Origin of the sequence: Pseudomonas oryzihabitans (genome assembly GCF_014522265.1) — a bacterium.
Lineage (GTDB): Bacteria > Pseudomonadota > Gammaproteobacteria > Pseudomonadales > Pseudomonadaceae > Chryseomonas > Chryseomonas aestiva.
The window spans coordinates 3,185,514-3,201,319 of the sequence record NZ_CP017024.1 but is presented as its reverse complement, the minus strand read 5'-3'; the positions used below and the strand labels follow the sequence as shown (position 1 = coordinate 3,201,319).

Below are 15,806 nucleotides of genomic sequence, written 5' to 3'. Positions count from 1 at the left end.
CGAGAGCCGGATCAGATGTCCAGCAGCAGACGAGCCGGGTCTTCCAGCAGGTCCTTCATGGTGACCAGGAAGGTCACGGCTTCCTTGCCATCGATCAGGCGATGGTCGTAGGACAGCGCAAGATACATCATCGGCAGGATCACGACCTGGCCGTTCACCGCCATGGGGCGCTCCTGGATCTTGTGCATGCCCAGGATCGCGGTCTGCGGCGGGTTGACGATGGGGGTGGACAGCAGCGAACCGAAGACACCACCGTTGGAGATGGTGAAGGTACCACCCTGCATGTCGTCCATGGTCAGCTTGCCGGCCTTGGCCTTCTTGCCGAAGTCGGCGATGGTGCCTTCCACTTCCGCCAGGCTCATGAACTCGGCGTTGCGCAGCACCGGGACCACCAGGCCGCGGTCGCTGGACACGGCCACGCCGATGTCCTGATAACCGTGGTAGACGATGTCGTTGCCGTCGATGGAGGCATTGACGCCCGGCTGACGCTTGAGCGCCTCGGTGGCGGCCTTGACGAAGAAGGACATGAAGCCCAGGCGCACGCCATTGTGCTTCTTCTCGAACATGTCCTTGTACTTGGAGCGCAGGTCCATGATCGGCTTCATGTTGACCTCGTTGAAGGTCGTCAGCATGGCCATGCTGGACTGGGCTTCCACCAGGCGCTCGGCGACCTTGGCCCGCAGGCGGGTCATGGGCACGCGCTTCTCGGTACGGTCGCCAGCGGAGGTCACCACCGGAGCGGCGGCGGCAGCGGGCTTGGCAGCCGGAGCGGTGGCGCCGGACTTCTTGGCCTCGACGGCGGCGACGGCGTCTTCCTTGGTGATGCGACCGCCCTTGCCGGTGCCGACCAGGGTAGCCGGATCGATGCCGTTCTCTTCGGCGATCTTGCGTGCGGCAGGAGCCAGGATCGGGTCCTCTTCACCACCGGCGGCCGGCGCGGCAGCCGGAGCGCTGGCAGCGGTCGGCTGGGCAGCCGGCGCGGCGGCGGCAGTGGCACCCTCTTCCACGCGAGCGATGACTTCTTCGCTCAGCACGGTGTCGCCTTCGTTCTTCAGGACTTCGGCCAGGACACCATCGACAGGTGCCACGACTTCCAGCACGACCTTGTCGGTCTCGATGTCAACCAGCAATTCGTCACGCTTGACCGCTTCGCCCGGCTTCTTGTGCCAGGTGGCGACGGTGCCGTCAGCGACCGATTCCGGGAAGGTAGGGGCTTTGATCTCGATAGCCATTCTATGAATTTCCTTAGTGATCTCTAGTAGTCGCGTGGCGAATCAAACGGAGAAAGCATCGTTCAGCAGTTTTTCCTGCTGCTCGGCGTGCATGGAGGCATAGCCGCAGGCCGGCGCGGCGGACGCATCGCGACCGGCGTATTCCAGGCCCAGGCCCTGCTTGTACCCGGACACGGCGCGACGCATGTGATGCTGGCTGCAGTACCAGGCACCCTGGTTCATCGGTTCTTCCTGGCACCAGACCACGCGCTCGAGGTTCGGATAACCGGCCAGTACCTCGGCCAGATCGTCTTCCGGGAACGGATAGAGCTGCTCCAGACGCACGATGGCGATGTCCTGGCGATTCTCGCTGCGGCGCTTTTCCAGCAGGTCGTAGTAGACCTTGCCGCTGCACAGGACCAGGCGCTTAACCTGCTGGGCATCGATCTGATCCAGCTCGTTGATCACGGTCTGGAACGAACCATGGGCCAGGTCTTCCAGGGTCGAGATGGCCAGCTTGTGGCGCAGCAGCGACTTGGGCGTGAGCACCACCAGCGGCTTGCGCAGCGGGCGGATCACCTGACGACGCAGCAGATGGTAGATCTGCGCCGGCGTGGTCGGTACGCAGACCTGGATGTTCTGCTCGGCGCACAGTTGCAGGTAACGCTCCAGACGAGCCGACGAGTGCTCCGGACCCTGGCCTTCGTAGCCATGGGGCAGCAGCATGGTCAGGCCGCAGAGACGACCCCACTTGATCTCGCCGCTGGTGATGAACTGGTCGATGACCACCTGGGCACCGTTGGCGAAGTCACCGAACTGGGCTTCCCAGACCACCAGCGCGTTGGGCGTGGTGGTGGCATAACCGTATTCGAAGCCCAGCACCGCTTCCTCGGAAAGGAAGGAGTCGTAGATCTCGAACGACGGCTGGTCTTCGGCCAGGTGCTGCAGGGGCACGTAGGGTACGGCGTCCTTCTGGTTGTGCAGCACCGCGTGACGGTGCGAGAAGGTGCCACGGCCGACGTCCTGACCGGTGATGCGGATCGGGTGGCCTTCGTGCAACAGGGTGGCGTAGGCCATGGTCTCGGCGAAGCCCCAGTTCAGGGGCAGACCGCCAGCAGTCATCTTCTGGCGGTCTTCGAGGATCTTGCCGACCTGACGCTGGACCACGACGCCTTCCGGAACCTGCAGCAGCTTGTTGGCCAGGTCCTGCAGGGTCTTGAGGTCGAAGCCGGTGTCGTGCCGGGCGGTCCAAGCGTGGCCGAGGTAGGGTTTCCAGTCGACGAACAGGTCGCGATTGGGTTCCTTGACCAGGCTGGCCACGACGTGACGGCCCTCGTCGAGGGCGCCGCGGTAGGCTTCGAACTGCGCCTGGACCTGCTCGGCGGTGACCACGCCGGCCTGGGTCAGGGCATCGGCGTAGAGATCGCGGGTGGTGCGCTGCTTGGCGATCTGCTGGTACATCAGCGGCTGAGTGCCGCTCGGCTCGTCGGCCTCGTTGTGGCCGCGACGGCGGTAGCACACCAGGTCGATGACGATGTCACGCTTGAACTGCATGCGGTAGTCGACCGCCAGCTGGGTGACGAACAGCACCGCTTCGGGATCGTCGCCGTTCACGTGGAAGATCGGCGCCTGGATCATCTTGGCGACGTCGGTGGCGTACTCGGTGGAGCGCGCGTCTTCCTGGCGGTTGGTGGTGAAGCCCACCTGGTTGTTGATGACGAGGTGCAGGGTGCCGCCGGTCTTGTAGGCGCGGGTCTGCGACATCTGGAAGGTTTCCATGACCACGCCCTGGCCCGCGAAGGCCGCGTCGCCGTGGATGGCGACGGGTACGACCTTGTCGCCGGAGCGATCGCCGCGGCGATCCTGGCGGGCACGTACCGAACCTTCCACCACCGGAGAGACGATCTCCAGGTGCGAAGGGTTGAACGCCAGCGCCAGGTGGACTTCGCCGCCCTGGGTCATGACGTTGGAGGAGAAGCCCTGGTGGTACTTGACGTCACCGGAGCCCAGCTCGACCAGCTTCTTGCCTTCGAATTCGTCGAACAGGTCGCGCGGGTTCTTGCCCAGGGTGTTGACCAGCACGTTCAGGCGGCCACGGTGGGCCATGCCGATCACCAGCTCCTTGACGCCATAGGAACCGGAACGCTGGATGATCTCGTCGATCAGCGGAATCAGGCTCTCGCCCCTTCCAGGCCGAAACGCTTGGTGCCCGGGTACTTGGTGCCCAGGTACTTTTCCAGGCCTTCGGCGGCGGTCAGGCGCTCCAGCAGATGGGTGCGGACTTCAGGGGAATACTGCGGGCGGCCACGGACGCTTTCCAGGCGCTGCAGGAACCAGCGGCGCTCCTCGGAATCGACGATGTGCATGAACTCCGCACCGACCGTGCGGCAATATGTCTCTTGCAGCGCATCCCTGATTTCACGGAGAGTTGCCTCCTCTTTGCCGATGAACAATTCACCGGTGCGGAATGTGGTATCCAGATCGGCATCGGTCAACCCATAGTGGTTGAGCAGCAGATCGGCAGGCGGCTGACGCTTCCACAGACCCAGGGGATCGAGTTGGGCAGCCTGATGGCCCTGCAGACGATACGCCTGGATCAGACGCAGGACTTCGACCTGCTTCTTCTCGTGTTCGGAACTGACGGTACCGGCCGAAACCGGTTGAGCTCGCCGCTGGTTCTTGCCCAACAGCACGAAATGGTCACGGATCGCGGAATGCGCGACGTCCGGCGAATTGCCAGTGACCGCAGGCAGCTTCTGGAAGTAGGTGCGCCACTCTTCCGGCACAGCGTTGGCATCGTGCAGAAACAGCTCATAGAGCTCTTCCACATAGGCAGCGTTACTGCCGGACAGGTGAGCGCTGTCCCACAGTTGCTGCATCTGACTTTCGTGCATCTAGTTCACCCCTTCGGCAGAGATAGCATCAGCCGATAACCAGTCTCGACGCGAGACCTGGCCTCCCTACGGCTGCGCCAATGCCCGGATGCTGTTCCGGGTATCCCTGAATGGACATTGGTTGAATCAAGCTATCGAGGTCGCTAACGAACCCGCCCGGCACAACTGGCCGGGCGGGACGTGGATCAGGTACCGCTCTGCAGCAGCATCGCCCGCACATGGCCAATGGCCTTGGTCGGGTTCAGCCCCTTGGGACAGACCGCCACGCAGTTCATGATCGACCGGCAGCGGAACACGCTGAACGGATCGTCCATGGCCGCCAGACGTTCCTGGGTCTTGGTGTCACGACTGTCGGCCAGGAAGCGATAGGCCTGCAGCAGCGCGGCGGGGCCGAGGAACTTGTCGGGGTTCCACCAAAAGGACGGGCAGGACGTCGAGCAGCAGGCACACAGGATGCACTCGTACAGACCATCGATCTTCTCGCGGTCTTCCGGGCTCTGCAGGCGCTCGATGGCCGGGGCCGGAGTCTCGTTCTGCAGGAACGGCTTCACCTTCTCGTACTGCTTGTAGAAGATGCTCATGTCGACGACCAGGTCACGGATGACCGGCAGGCCGGGCAGCGGGCGCACGACCAGCTTGTCGTTCTTGACCACGGCCGACAGCGGCGTGATGCACGCCAGGCCGTTCTTGCCGTTGATGTTCATGCCGTCGGAGCCGCACACACCTTCGCGGCAGGAACGACGGTAGGAGAAGCCTTCATCCTGCTCTTTGATCAGAGCCAGGACGTCCAGCACCATGAGGTCCTTCCCACCGGTATCGACCTGGAACTCTTGCATGGACGGCAGGCCGTCCTGATCCGGGTTGTAACGATAAACGCTGACTTTCAACATGGTGGTCACCTTTAGTAAGTCCGAACCTTGGGTTCGAACATCGGTACGGTCTTGGGCGCGAAGTTGACTCCACGCTTACTGACCCGCTTTTCACCGGGGAAATAGAGGGTGTGGCACAGCCAGTTCTCGTCGTCACGCTCTTCGAAGTCTTCACGGGCGTGAGCACCACGGGACTCCTTGCGGTTCTCGGCAGCGATGGCGGTTGCTTCGGCCACTTCCAGCAGGTTCTGCAACTCGAGCGCCTCGATACGGGCGGTGTTGAAGCCCTGGCTCTTGTCGTTGATCTTGACCTTGGCGATGCGCTCGCGCAGATCGGCCAGCTCGGCGATGCCCTTCTGCATGTACTCGCCGGTGCGGAACACCCCGAAGTAGTTCTGCATGCAAGTCTGCAGCTGCTTGCGCAGCGTGGCGACGTCGTCGCCAGTGGTCCGCTCATTGACGCCGGACAGACGCTGCAGCGAGGCTTCCAGGTCGCTTTCCGAAGCACCGCGGTGCTCGATGCCGTCCTTGAGCGCCTTCTCCAGATGCAGACCGGCCGCACGACCGAAGACCACCAGGTCCAGCAGCGAGTTGCCACCCAGGCGGTTGGCGCCGTGCACGGACACGCAAGCCACTTCGCCCACGGCGAACAGGCCTTCGATGATTCTGTCGTTGCCGTTGGCGTCCTGAGTGATGGCCTGACCATGAATGTTGGTGGCGATGCCGCCCATCATATAGTGGCAGGTGGGGATCACGGGCACCGGCGCGACGACCGGGTCGACATGGGCGAAGGTCTTGGACAGTTCGCAGATGCCGGGCAGACGGCTGTGCAGCACGTCTTCACCCAGGTGGTCCAGCTTCAGCAGCACGTGGTCGCCATCCGGACCGCAACCGTTGCCGGCCAGCACTTCCTTGACCATGGAACGGGCGACCACGTCGCGACCGGCCAGGTCCTTGGCGTTGGGCGCATAGCGCTCCATGAAGCGCTCGCCGTGCTTGTTGATCAGATAGCCACCCTCACCACGGCAACCCTCGGTGACCAGCACCCCGGCGCCGGCGATGCCGGTGGGGTGGAACTGCCACATCTCGATGTCCTGCACCGGCACACCGGCGCGCAGCGCCATGCCGACGCCGTCACCGGTGTTGATCAGGGCGTTGGTGGTGGAGGCATAGATACGGCCCGCACCGCCGGTGGCCAGCACGGTGGCCTTGGCCTTGACGTAGACGGTCTCGCCGGTCTCGATGCAGATGGCGATGACCCCGACGATGACGCCGTCCTGGTTCTTCACCAGATCCACGGCGTACCACTCGTTGAGGAATACCGTGTTGTTCTTCAGGTTGCCCTGATAGAGGGTGTGCAGCAGGGCGTGACCGGTACGGTCGGCCGCGGCGCAGGTCCGCGCGGCCTGGCCGCCCTTGCCGTAGTCCTTGGACTGGCCGCCGAAGGGACGCTGATAGATGCGGCCCTGCTCGGTGCGGGAGAACGGCAGACCCATGTGCTCGAGTTCGAAGACCGCTTCCGGGCCTACGGAGCACATGTACTCGATGGCGTCCTGGTCACCGATGTAGTCCGACCCCTTGACGGTGTCGTACATGTGCCAGCGCCAGTCATCGTTCGGGTCGGCCGAGGCGATGGCGCAGGTGATGCCGCCCTGGGCGGACACGGTATGGGAACGGGTCGGGAAGACCTTGGTGATCACCGCGGTCTTGTGACCGGACTGGGCCAGTTGCAGCGCTGCGCGCATACCGGCGCCGCCGCCACCTACGATAATGGCATCAAACGAGATATGACGAATTGTGGACATAGATCAAACACCCCAGAAGATCTGCACGCCCCAGACGAAGAACGCGAACATCGCGAACCCGCATACCGCCTGGAACAGGAAACGCACGGCGGTAGCGCCCTTGCCGATAGCCATGGTGGTCAGGTAGTCGGTGGAGATGGTCCACATACCAACCCAGGCATGAACGCAGACGGACACCAGCGCCAGCAGGCTGAAGATGCGCATCAGGGTGTGGGAGAACAGGCCGTGCCATTGCTCGAAGGTGAGCCCTGGGTGAAGGATCAGGTAGCCGATGATAAAGAGGAAGTAGACCGCAAGGACGACTGCCGAGACCCGTTGAGCCATCCAGTCGTAGAGACCGGAACGCGAAAGATTGGTGACGTTGGTTACCATACCCAAACCCCTGCCAGAATGATCAGAACTGCGGAAATGACCAGCACAAGCTGCGCACCCAGCTTGCCACCCTGCAGGGTTTCGCCGGCGCCACCATCCATGATCAGGTGCCGGATGCCGGCGACCAGATGGTAGAGCAATGCAGACAGCAGACCCCAGATCACGAGCTTGACCAGCGGATAGGCCAGAAAAGCTTTCACTTGGCCGAAGCCTTCCGGACTGCCCAGGGACAGGTGCAGGCCATAAAGCATGACTGCAATGCCGAGGAACAGGATGACGCCGGAGATACGGTGAAGAATCGAGGTATAAGCTGTGATAGGTAGTTTGATGGTCCTGAGATCTAGGTTTACAGGTCGTTTGCTATTCACGGCTTCTTTCACACTGAGGGCCCAATTGCGGTCGGGCTAGTTATAGGAGATTCCACATCTGCTACACGCTTCCTGTTGGAAGCGTCTCGACCGCTCGGCATCAGCTCGCCGACCCGGTACGGTCGGGCGAGAATTATAGACAGTTAGCCTACTCATGACAAACGCGGATGCCCGATTCCGACGTCGCCAGCTGATATTCAGAAGCCTGCGTGTTAAGGTCTTTTCGCCGCACAATCCGCCCAGAAAGAGCCTTTAGGGTGATATTTTCGTAAATTGACTTTCAAATTTATCCCTCTATAGTGGGCGAGGCCCTGAGTGGAGGGTTTATTGATGATTTCAAAGCAAAATAAGGAGGCCTAATGGCTGACAAGAAAGCGCAGTTGATCATCTCGGGAGCGGATCCGGTTGACCTGCCCGTTATGTCCGGCACCCTTGGCCCGGACGTGATCGATGTTCGCAACCTCACCTCCACTGGTGTGTTCACCTTCGACCCGGGCTTCATGTCCACTGCCTCGTGCGAGTCCAAGATCACCTATATCGATGGTGACAAGGGCATCCTGCTGCACCGGGGCTACCCGATCGAGCAACTGGCGGAGAAATCCGACTATCTCGAGACCTGTTACCTGCTGCTCAAGGGTGAATTGCCGAACGCGCAAGAAAAGGCGCAGTTCGTTGACACCATCAAGAACCACACCATGGTTCACGAGCAACTGAAGAACTTCTTCAACGGCTTCCGCCGCGATGCGCACCCCATGGCGATCATGTGCGGTGTGGTCGGCGCCCTCTCGGCCTTCTACCACGACTCCCTGGACATCACCGATCCGCAGCACCGCGAGATTTCGGCGATGCGCCTGATCGCCAAGATGCCGACCCTGGCAGCCATGGTGCACAAGTACTCCATGGGTCAGCCGATGATGTATCCCCGCAACAACCTGGGATACGCGGAAAACTTCCTGCACATGATGTTCAACACCCCGTGCGAGGAAAAGCCGATCAGCCCGGTGCTGGCCCGCGCCATGGATCGCATCTTCATCCTGCATGCCGACCATGAGCAGAACGCCTCCACCTCTACCGTCCGCCTGGCCGGTTCGTCGGGCGCCAACCCCTTCGCCTGCATTGCTGCCGGTATCGCCGCCCTCTGGGGCCCGGCGCATGGTGGCGCGAACGAAGCGGTACTGAAGATGCTCGACGAGATTGGCGATGTGGCCAACATCGACAAGTTCGTGGCCAAGGCCAAGGACAAGAACGATCCGTTCAAGCTGATGGGCTTCGGCCATCGCGTCTACAAGAACTTCGATCCGCGCGCCACGGTGATGAAGCAGACCTGCGACGAGGTCCTGGCCGAGCTCGGCATCAACGATCCGCAGCTGGAACTGGCCATGCGCCTCGAAGAACTGGCTCGCAAGGACCCCTACTTCGTCGAGCGCAACCTCTACCCGAACGTGGACTTCTACTCCGGCATCATCCTCAAGGCGATCGGTATCCCGACCAGCATGTTCACCGTGATCTTCGCCATGGCGCGGACCGTCGGCTGGATCTCGCACTGGCAGGAAATGCTGTCCGGTCCCTACAAGATCGGCCGGCCGCGCCAGCTGTACACCGGCGTTGCCCAACGCGACATCTCGGACGATCGCGGCTGATCGATCCGCCAGTAAGAACCCCGCTTTGGCGGGGTTTTTTTATGCCTGTAGCACTTGATCGAAGTCGGGCGCGAGAAACGTCAGGCATGAAAAAGCCCGCACTAGGCGGGCTTTTTCGAGTCTGGATCAGGCAGTTTACTTGGCCTGAGCTTCGACTTCGGCTTCTACGCGACGGTTGACAGCGCGGCCGGCTTCGGTGGCGTTGTCAGCAACCGGGCGGGATTCGCCGTAACCAACAGCATTCACGCGGCCGCCCTGCACGCCGTACTGGTTAACCAGGACGTTACGCACGGCGTTGGCACGACGCTCGGACAGCTTCTGGTTGTAGGCGTCGGTGCCGACGGAGTCGGTGTGGCCTTCAACGGTGGTCGAGGTCTGCGGGTACTGCTGCATGAAATCAGCCAGGTTCTTGATGTCGGCATAGCTGTTGGGCTTGACCACGGCCTTGTCGAAATCGAATTTCACGTCCAGCTCGACGCGAACGGTTTCGGCAGCAGCCGGGCAGCCGGTAGCGTCAACGGTGACGTTGGCCGGGGTGTTCGGGCACTTGTCGACGTTGTCGCAGACGCCGTCGTTGTCGGAATCGGTGCAGACGTCAGCAACGGGGGCCGGAGCCGGAGCCGGAGCTACTTCTTTCTTGGTGGAACCACCGAAGTTCAGACCAACACCTACAGCAGCGCTCCACTCGGTGTCGCCGTAGTCGATGTTGTAGTTAGCTTGCACGCCGGTACGGGCATACAGGTTCTCGGTGAAGTAGTACTTCAGGCCGGCACCCAGGTTGGCGTAGGTGGAGCGATCACGACCACCTTCGTTGATGTCGCGGTTGCTGATGGACTGGTGAGCGAAGCCACCGGACACGTACGGACGCAGGCCGACGCCGGGCTGACCGAAGTGGTAGTAGGCATCCAGAGCGGCCAGGCTGCCCTTGATGTTCTTGTGACCCAGGTCGTGGTCGCCACGGGCGTTGTGGTACTCACCGTAGGACAACGCCAGCTCAACGTCATCGGTCAGGAAGTAGCCAACGGAACCACCGTACAGGTCAGCATTGGTCATGTTGCGCTGGCTGTCGGTGAACAGACGGCTGCCGAACAGCTCGGTCTCGACGGCGCCTTGACCTTGTGCCAGGGCGCTCAGCGAGGCGCTTGCCAGCAGGGAGCCGATAACGACGCCCAAGGTGCTCTTCAGTTTCATCCTTTGTATCCCCATTTTAGTGGTACTAATTCCGGCAATCTCCGGAGGCTTCGACAACAAGTTTTCGTGAAGTTCAAAAACTTACGACCGACACATCCGGTCAGCCCTCAACTTCAGCTGCGAACTTGTCACGCAGTTTGTCGAGTGCCCGCTTGTACCGCATCTTGGTGGCGCTGAGGCCCATGTGCATGATGTCGGCGATCTCCTGGAACTCCAGCTCGGCGACGAAGCGCAGCACCAGAATTTCCCGATCGACCTGACCCACATGGACCAGCCAGCGATCCATCCCTCCCTTCTCTTCCAGCTTCGGCGCCCGTTCCTCGGAGGCTTCCTCCATCGGATCCAGACTTAATGCCTCTACCAGCCGCCGCTTGCGACGTTCCTTGCGGTACTGAGTGATGCACTCGTTGTAGGTGATGCTGTACAGCCAGGTCTTGAATTTCGATTTCCCCTCGAAATTCTTCAAACCGTAAAGCACCTTCAGCATGATCTCCTGGCAGACATCGTCTGCATCCCGGTCGTTCCCCAGGTAGCGGGCGCAGACGTTGAACAGGGTGCGCTGATAACGGCGCATCAGTTCTTCGTAGGCTCGCGTCACGTGGAAGAGTTCACCATGCGCGCGCTGGACCAGCTCTTCATCACTGAGCGTAGTCGGGTCGTAGGCATGAGGGGCAGGCTTGTTCAAGACGGAGTTGGCTACCAAAAAGTGGCGGGCATGATAGCCATCTCCGCGGCGCCTGTCAGCGGCTGCGCACCTGAGCCTCCAGTAATAGACGGTTCGGAACCGAAACGATATCGCCCTCCTCGGTCATGATGAGGGTCTTGGCGGTCCCGATTTCCTCGATCTCGCCTTCGACGTCCGCCAGGGTCACCCACTGGCCGACTTCGTAGAGTTCGCGCACATAGATGCCGGCCAGAATCTGCGACACCAGCCCCCGGCTGCCCAGACCCAGGGCCAGGGCGGCGGCCAGGGCGAAGGCGGTCAGCACGATGGCGATGACTAGGTTCAGCAGCTCGGTCTTGATCTCCAGCTGACCGACCGCGACCGAAATCGAAATGATGATGACCAGGCCCTGGGCCAGGCGCCCCAGCCCCGCGGCGTAATCTAGGCCGACACCCTCGGCGGCGCCGTGGACCAGGCCACTGACCAGTTGCGCCAGCAGCACGCCAACGATGAGCACCAGGGCGGCACCAAAGATCTTGGGTACATAGAGCGCCATGACGTCCAGGGTGGAGGACACGCGCTGCAGGCCCAGGGATTCGGCGGCCGACACTAGGAACACCAGCAGGACAAACCAATAGACAATCCGGCCGATCAGGGTGGTGACCGGGATGCGGATGCCGATCTTGGCCAGCTGTTTGGTCACACCGGCACCGGCAAGGATGCGATCCAGGCCGAGTTTGGCGAGTACCTTCGACAGCACGGTATCGAGAATCTTGGCGACGGCGAAGCCGGCGAGGATCACCACCAGGGCGCCAAAGACGTTGGGAATGAAACCGGCCACCTTGCTCCACAGGGTGGTCATGGCGGACAACAGACTCTGGGTCCAGATATCGAATTCCATCTACTTCAGGATCTCCGGGGAAGATTCGCTACGCCGGGTGCGACGTAAGCGCGGCTTCAGATGAGGGGCACCGTTGCCCAGCGCCAGCAGCAGCACCGATACCCAGTGCCGCCCGATCAGATCGAACAGCGCACCCGCGCCCACCTGGCGGTTGGCGGTCTTGAGCACCCGGTGCAAGCGCGCCTGGTCATCGCCCTCCTCGTCCTGAGCGTTGGCCGGGGTATTGAGGAGCGCCTTGAGGGACGCTTCGAAAGGATCGTGCATAAGCACCTCGCTGGTCGTTTCCTCTTGACGCAACGAGGTGGAGGCGGGTCACAGCCAGCGCAGTCGGCGAAACAGCCAGACCTGGAAGATCGATACCGCCGCGATCAGCAGGCAGGCGGCCACGAAGCCGAAGGGAGACGACGAACCCGGCAGGCCGCCCATGTTCATTCCCAGCAGACCGGTGATGAAGCTGATGGGCAGGAAGAAACCGGTGATGATGGCCAGCAGATAGAGGGTGCGATTGGTCTTTTCCGTGGTCGCCCGCTGTTCGGCGTCCTGCAGCAGCGCCACCCGCTCGCGCATTACCTCGAGTTCTTCCAGGTTGCGCACCAGGCTGTTGTGCAATTCGCTCCAGTACCCCTGACTGGCCGCCTCGACGAACCAGGCGGGCTTGCCACGGGCCAGATCGCCATAGATGTCGCGCTGCGGGGCCAGGTAACGGCGCAACCCGGTCGCGCGACGCCTGAGGGTGAGCACCTGGGCATGGTCGGGCAGGCTGTTCTCATCCTGGTCGACCTGCTCTTCGAGGCCATCGAGCTGGTCGGACAGGCCGCGCACCAGGTCATCGACCCGGCTGGTCATGTAGCTGGCGAGATAGAGCACCAGTTCCTCGGCGCTCTGGGCGCCGATGCCCGTTTCCAGGTCTTCCTGGACTTCGGCGGCAGCCTTCATGGGTCTCATGCGCAGCGAGATCACCCGGCGTTTGTCGACGAATACCCGCAGCGACACCATGTCTTCGGGCACGGCGCCAGGATTGAGGTTCACCCCGCGCAGGAACAGCAGCAGGCTGTCGTCGGGCTGATTGACCAGCCGCGGGCGGGTCGCCTCCTCCAGCAGCAGGTCACAGGCGAATTCGCTCAGGCCGCTGGATTGCCGGAGCCAGGCCTGGGCTTCGGGAACGCTGCGATCCCAGTGTAGCCAGAGCACCTCGCCGGGGCCCGGCTCGGCCTCGGCCAGTTCCCGGCGGCTAAGGCGTCTTCCGCCGCCACGGCCATCGAGGAGATAGCCATAGATGAGACCCTGTTCCACATCGCTGTCGTACTGCTGCATCTGACGTCTCTTGCAGGGATCGCGACCGCTTCCGGTCAAGCGCTCCGGCAAAGGCGGCCCTGAACAGGGCGCAGGCGCCACCTTCGTGGGGAATGGGGGAATTAATCCTGGAAAGGCTCACCCCGCCTGCCAGGCGGGGTGAGTCCTGGGATCAGGCGTTGCCTTCAGCCAGGAAGAACCAGGTGTCGAGCACGGAGTCGGGGTTGAGCGAGACGCTCTCGATGCCCTGCTCCATCAGCCACTTGGCCAGGTCCGGGTGATCCGAGGGACCCTGACCGCAGATGCCGATGTACTTGCCGGCCCGGTTGCAGGCGGCGATGGCATTGGCCAGCAGCTTCTTGACCGCCGGATTACGCTCGTCGAACAGGTGGGCGATGATGCCGGAGTCGCGATCCAGGCCCAGGGTGAGCTGGGTCAGGTCGTTGGAGCCGATGGAGAAGCCGTCGAAGTGCTCGAGGAACTCGTCCGCCAGCAGGGCGTTGGAGGGCAGCTCGCACATCATGATCACGCGCAGGTCGTTCTCGCCGCGCTTGAGGCCGTTCTCGCCGAGCAACTCGACCACCCGTGCCGCCTCGTCCAGGGTGCGCACGAAGGGCACCATGAGCTCGACGTTGGTCAGGCCCATCTCTTCGCGCACCTTCTTCATGGCGCGACATTCCAGCTCGAAGCAGTCGCGGAAGTTCTCGCTGATGTAGCGGGAGGCACCGCGGAAGCCCAGCATGGGGTTCTCTTCCTCGGGTTCGTAGAGCTTGCCGCCGATCAGGTTGGCGTACTCGTTGGACTTGAAGTCCGACAGGCGCACGATGACCTTTTTCGGCCAGAAGGCGGCAGCCAGGGTGGCGACCCCTTCCACCAGCTTCTCGACATAGAAGCCGACCGGATCCGAATAGCCGGCGATACGCTTGTCGACGCTTTCCTTCACCTCGAAGGGCAGGCTGTCGTAGTTCAGCAGCGCCTTGGGATGCACGCCGATCATTCGATTGATGATGAATTCGAGGCGCGCCAGACCCACGCCGGCGTTGGGCAGCTGGGCGAAATCGAAGGCACGGTCGGGGTTGCCGACGTTCATCATGATCTTGAATGGCAACTCGGGCATGGCATCCACCGAGCTCTTGCGGATGTCGAAGTCCAGCTCGCCTTCGTAGATCAGGCCGGTATCGCCCTCGGCGCAGGAGACGGTGACGGTCTGGCCTTCCTTGAGCAGGCTGGTGGCATTGCCGCAGCCGACCACCGCCGGGATACCCAGCTCGCGGGCGATGATGGCGGCGTGACAGGTACGCCCGCCCCGGTTGGTGACGATGGCGCTGGCGCGCTTCATCACCGGCTCCCAGTCGGGGTCGGTCATGTCCGAAACCAGGACATCGCCGGGCTGGACGCGATCCATCTCGCTGACGTCGCGGATGATCTTGACCTTGCCGGCGCCGATGCGCTGGCCGATGGCACGGCCTTCCACCAGCACCTGGCCCTTGTCCTTGAGCAGGTAGCGCTCCATGACGGTGGCGCTGGCCCGGCTCTTCACGGTTTCAGGACGGGCCTGGACGATGTAGAGCTTGCCGTCGTCGCCGTCCTTGGCCCACTCGATGTCCATCGGCCGTCCATAGTGGCGCTCGATGATCAGCGCCTGCTTGGACAGTTCGGTGACCTCGGCGTCGGTGATCGAGAAACGCGCGCGATCCGCGGGCTCGACATCGACGGTACGGACCGAGCGGCCGGCCTTGGCTTCTTCGCCATAGACCATCTTGATCGCCTTGCTGCCCAGGTTGCGTCTGAGGATGGCCGGGCGACCGGCTTCCAGGGTGGGCTTGTGGACATAGAATTCGTCCGGGTTCACCGCGCCCTGCACCACGGTCTCGCCCAGGCCATAGGCGGCGGTGACGAAGACCGCATCGCGGAAGCCGGATTCGGTATCCAGGGTGAAGAGCACGCCGGCGGCGCCGGTTTCCGAACGCACCATGCGCTGCACGCCGGCGGACAGGGCGACCAGCTTGTGATCGAAGCCCTGGTGGACGCGGTAGGCGATGGCGCGGTCATTGAAGAGGGAGGCGAAGACTTCCTTGGCCGCGCGAATGACGTTGTCGACGCCGCGGATGTTGAGGAAGGTTTCCTGCTGGCCGGCAAAGGAGGCATCCGGCAGGTCTTCGGCGGTCGCCGAAGAGCGCACGGCCACGGCGAGATTGGGGTTGCCTGCCGAGATCTCGGCGAAGGCCCGGCGAATCTCGGCGTCCAGGCGCTCGGGGAAGGGTGCATCCATGACCCACTGGCGGATCTGGGCGCCAGTCTTGGCCAGGGCGACGACGTCGTCGACATCCAGGGCATCGAGGGCGGCGTGGATACGCTCGTTCAGCCCGCTCTGCTCAAGGAAATCGCGATAGGCCTGGGCCGTGGTGGCGAACCCGCCCGGCACGGAGACGCCCGCGTTGGCCAGGTTGGCGATCATCTCGCCGAGAGATGCGTTCTTGCCGCCCACGCGCTCGACGTCGTGTACGCCAAGCTGCTCCAGTGAAATTACATACTCGTCCAAGGTCTTCTCTCCATCTTGTGTCTTTGTGGGAAAGCAGTACGCCTCGGCGCCCGCCC

The 15,806-nt window shown here is 62.5% G+C and carries 12 protein-coding genes and 1 pseudogene; 1 reads left to right on the top strand and 12 read right to left on the bottom strand.

Annotated features, from left to right (window positions below):
* Positions 1-11: 11 nt before the first annotated feature.
* From odhB to sdhC, 6 genes and pseudogenes are all read right to left on the bottom strand, one after another.
* On the bottom strand, positions 12-1,232 hold the full coding sequence (odhB, locus tag BGI51_RS14735) for a 2-oxoglutarate dehydrogenase complex dihydrolipoyllysine-residue succinyltransferase (RefSeq protein ID WP_187978799.1): 1,221 nt from the start codon (positions 1,230-1,232) through the stop codon (positions 12-14).
* Between the two features lie 42 nt (positions 1,233-1,274).
* Positions 1,275-4,105, bottom strand: a pseudogene (locus BGI51_RS14730) (2-oxoglutarate dehydrogenase E1 component).
* Between the two features lie 185 nt (positions 4,106-4,290).
* Positions 4,291-4,995, bottom strand: coding sequence for a succinate dehydrogenase iron-sulfur subunit (locus BGI51_RS14725; RefSeq protein ID WP_007159253.1), 705 nt, complete (start codon positions 4,993-4,995; stop codon positions 4,291-4,293).
* Positions 4,996-5,006: 11 nt separating this feature from the next.
* Positions 5,007-6,779 carry a succinate dehydrogenase flavoprotein subunit gene (gene sdhA, locus BGI51_RS14720; protein WP_133859675.1) on the bottom strand — a complete coding sequence of 591 codons (1,773 nt, stop codon included), beginning with the start codon at positions 6,777-6,779 and terminating at the stop codon, positions 5,007-5,009.
* A gap of 3 nt (positions 6,780-6,782) precedes the next feature.
* On the bottom strand, positions 6,783-7,151 hold the full coding sequence (sdhD, locus tag BGI51_RS14715; RefSeq protein ID WP_133859676.1) for a succinate dehydrogenase, hydrophobic membrane anchor protein: 369 nt from the start codon (positions 7,149-7,151) through the stop codon (positions 6,783-6,785).
* Positions 7,145-7,531, bottom strand: a complete 387-nt coding sequence (gene sdhC / locus BGI51_RS14710) for a succinate dehydrogenase, cytochrome b556 subunit (RefSeq protein ID WP_026083585.1) — start codon at positions 7,529-7,531, stop codon at positions 7,145-7,147. Before sdhC ends, sdhD begins: the two co-directional genes overlap by 7 nt.
* A gap of 347 nt (positions 7,532-7,878) precedes the next feature.
* Between sdhC and gltA the strand changes: the two genes are divergently transcribed.
* The gene (gltA, locus tag BGI51_RS14705) at positions 7,879-9,159 is read left to right on the top strand and encodes a citrate synthase (protein ID WP_017638893.1); all 1,281 of its coding nucleotides are present in this window, start codon (positions 7,879-7,881) and stop codon (positions 9,157-9,159) included.
* Between the two features lie 135 nt (positions 9,160-9,294).
* Here gltA and BGI51_RS14700 read toward each other — a convergent pair whose 3' ends face one another.
* The 6 genes from BGI51_RS14700 to ppsA form a co-directional block, all read right to left on the bottom strand.
* Entirely contained in the window at positions 9,295-10,350 is a 1,056-nt protein-coding gene (locus tag BGI51_RS14700) for an OmpA family protein (protein WP_187978798.1), read from the bottom strand.
* A 100-nt stretch (positions 10,351-10,450) separates the two neighbouring features.
* Complete coding sequence (gene sigX / locus BGI51_RS14695; protein WP_007159259.1) at positions 10,451-11,035, bottom strand: RNA polymerase sigma factor SigX; 585 nt, start codon at positions 11,033-11,035, stop codon at positions 10,451-10,453.
* Positions 11,036-11,090: 55 nt separating this feature from the next.
* Positions 11,091-11,915 carry a mechanosensitive ion channel family protein gene (locus BGI51_RS14690; protein ID WP_158895487.1) on the bottom strand — a complete coding sequence of 275 codons (825 nt, stop codon included), beginning with the start codon at positions 11,913-11,915 and terminating at the stop codon, positions 11,091-11,093.
* Positions 11,916-12,179 carry a CrfX protein gene (locus tag BGI51_RS14685; protein ID WP_187978797.1) on the bottom strand — a complete coding sequence of 88 codons (264 nt, stop codon included), beginning with the start codon at positions 12,177-12,179 and terminating at the stop codon, positions 11,916-11,918.
* A 48-nt stretch (positions 12,180-12,227) separates the two neighbouring features.
* Entirely contained in the window at positions 12,228-13,229 is a 1,002-nt protein-coding gene (locus tag BGI51_RS14680; RefSeq protein WP_187978796.1) for a zinc transporter ZntB, read from the bottom strand.
* 151 nt (positions 13,230-13,380) lie between these two features.
* A complete protein-coding gene (gene ppsA / locus BGI51_RS14675) occupies positions 13,381-15,750 on the bottom strand; it encodes a phosphoenolpyruvate synthase (RefSeq protein ID WP_187978795.1) in 2,370 nt (789 codons plus the stop codon).
* Between the last annotated feature and the right edge of the window lie 56 nt (positions 15,751-15,806).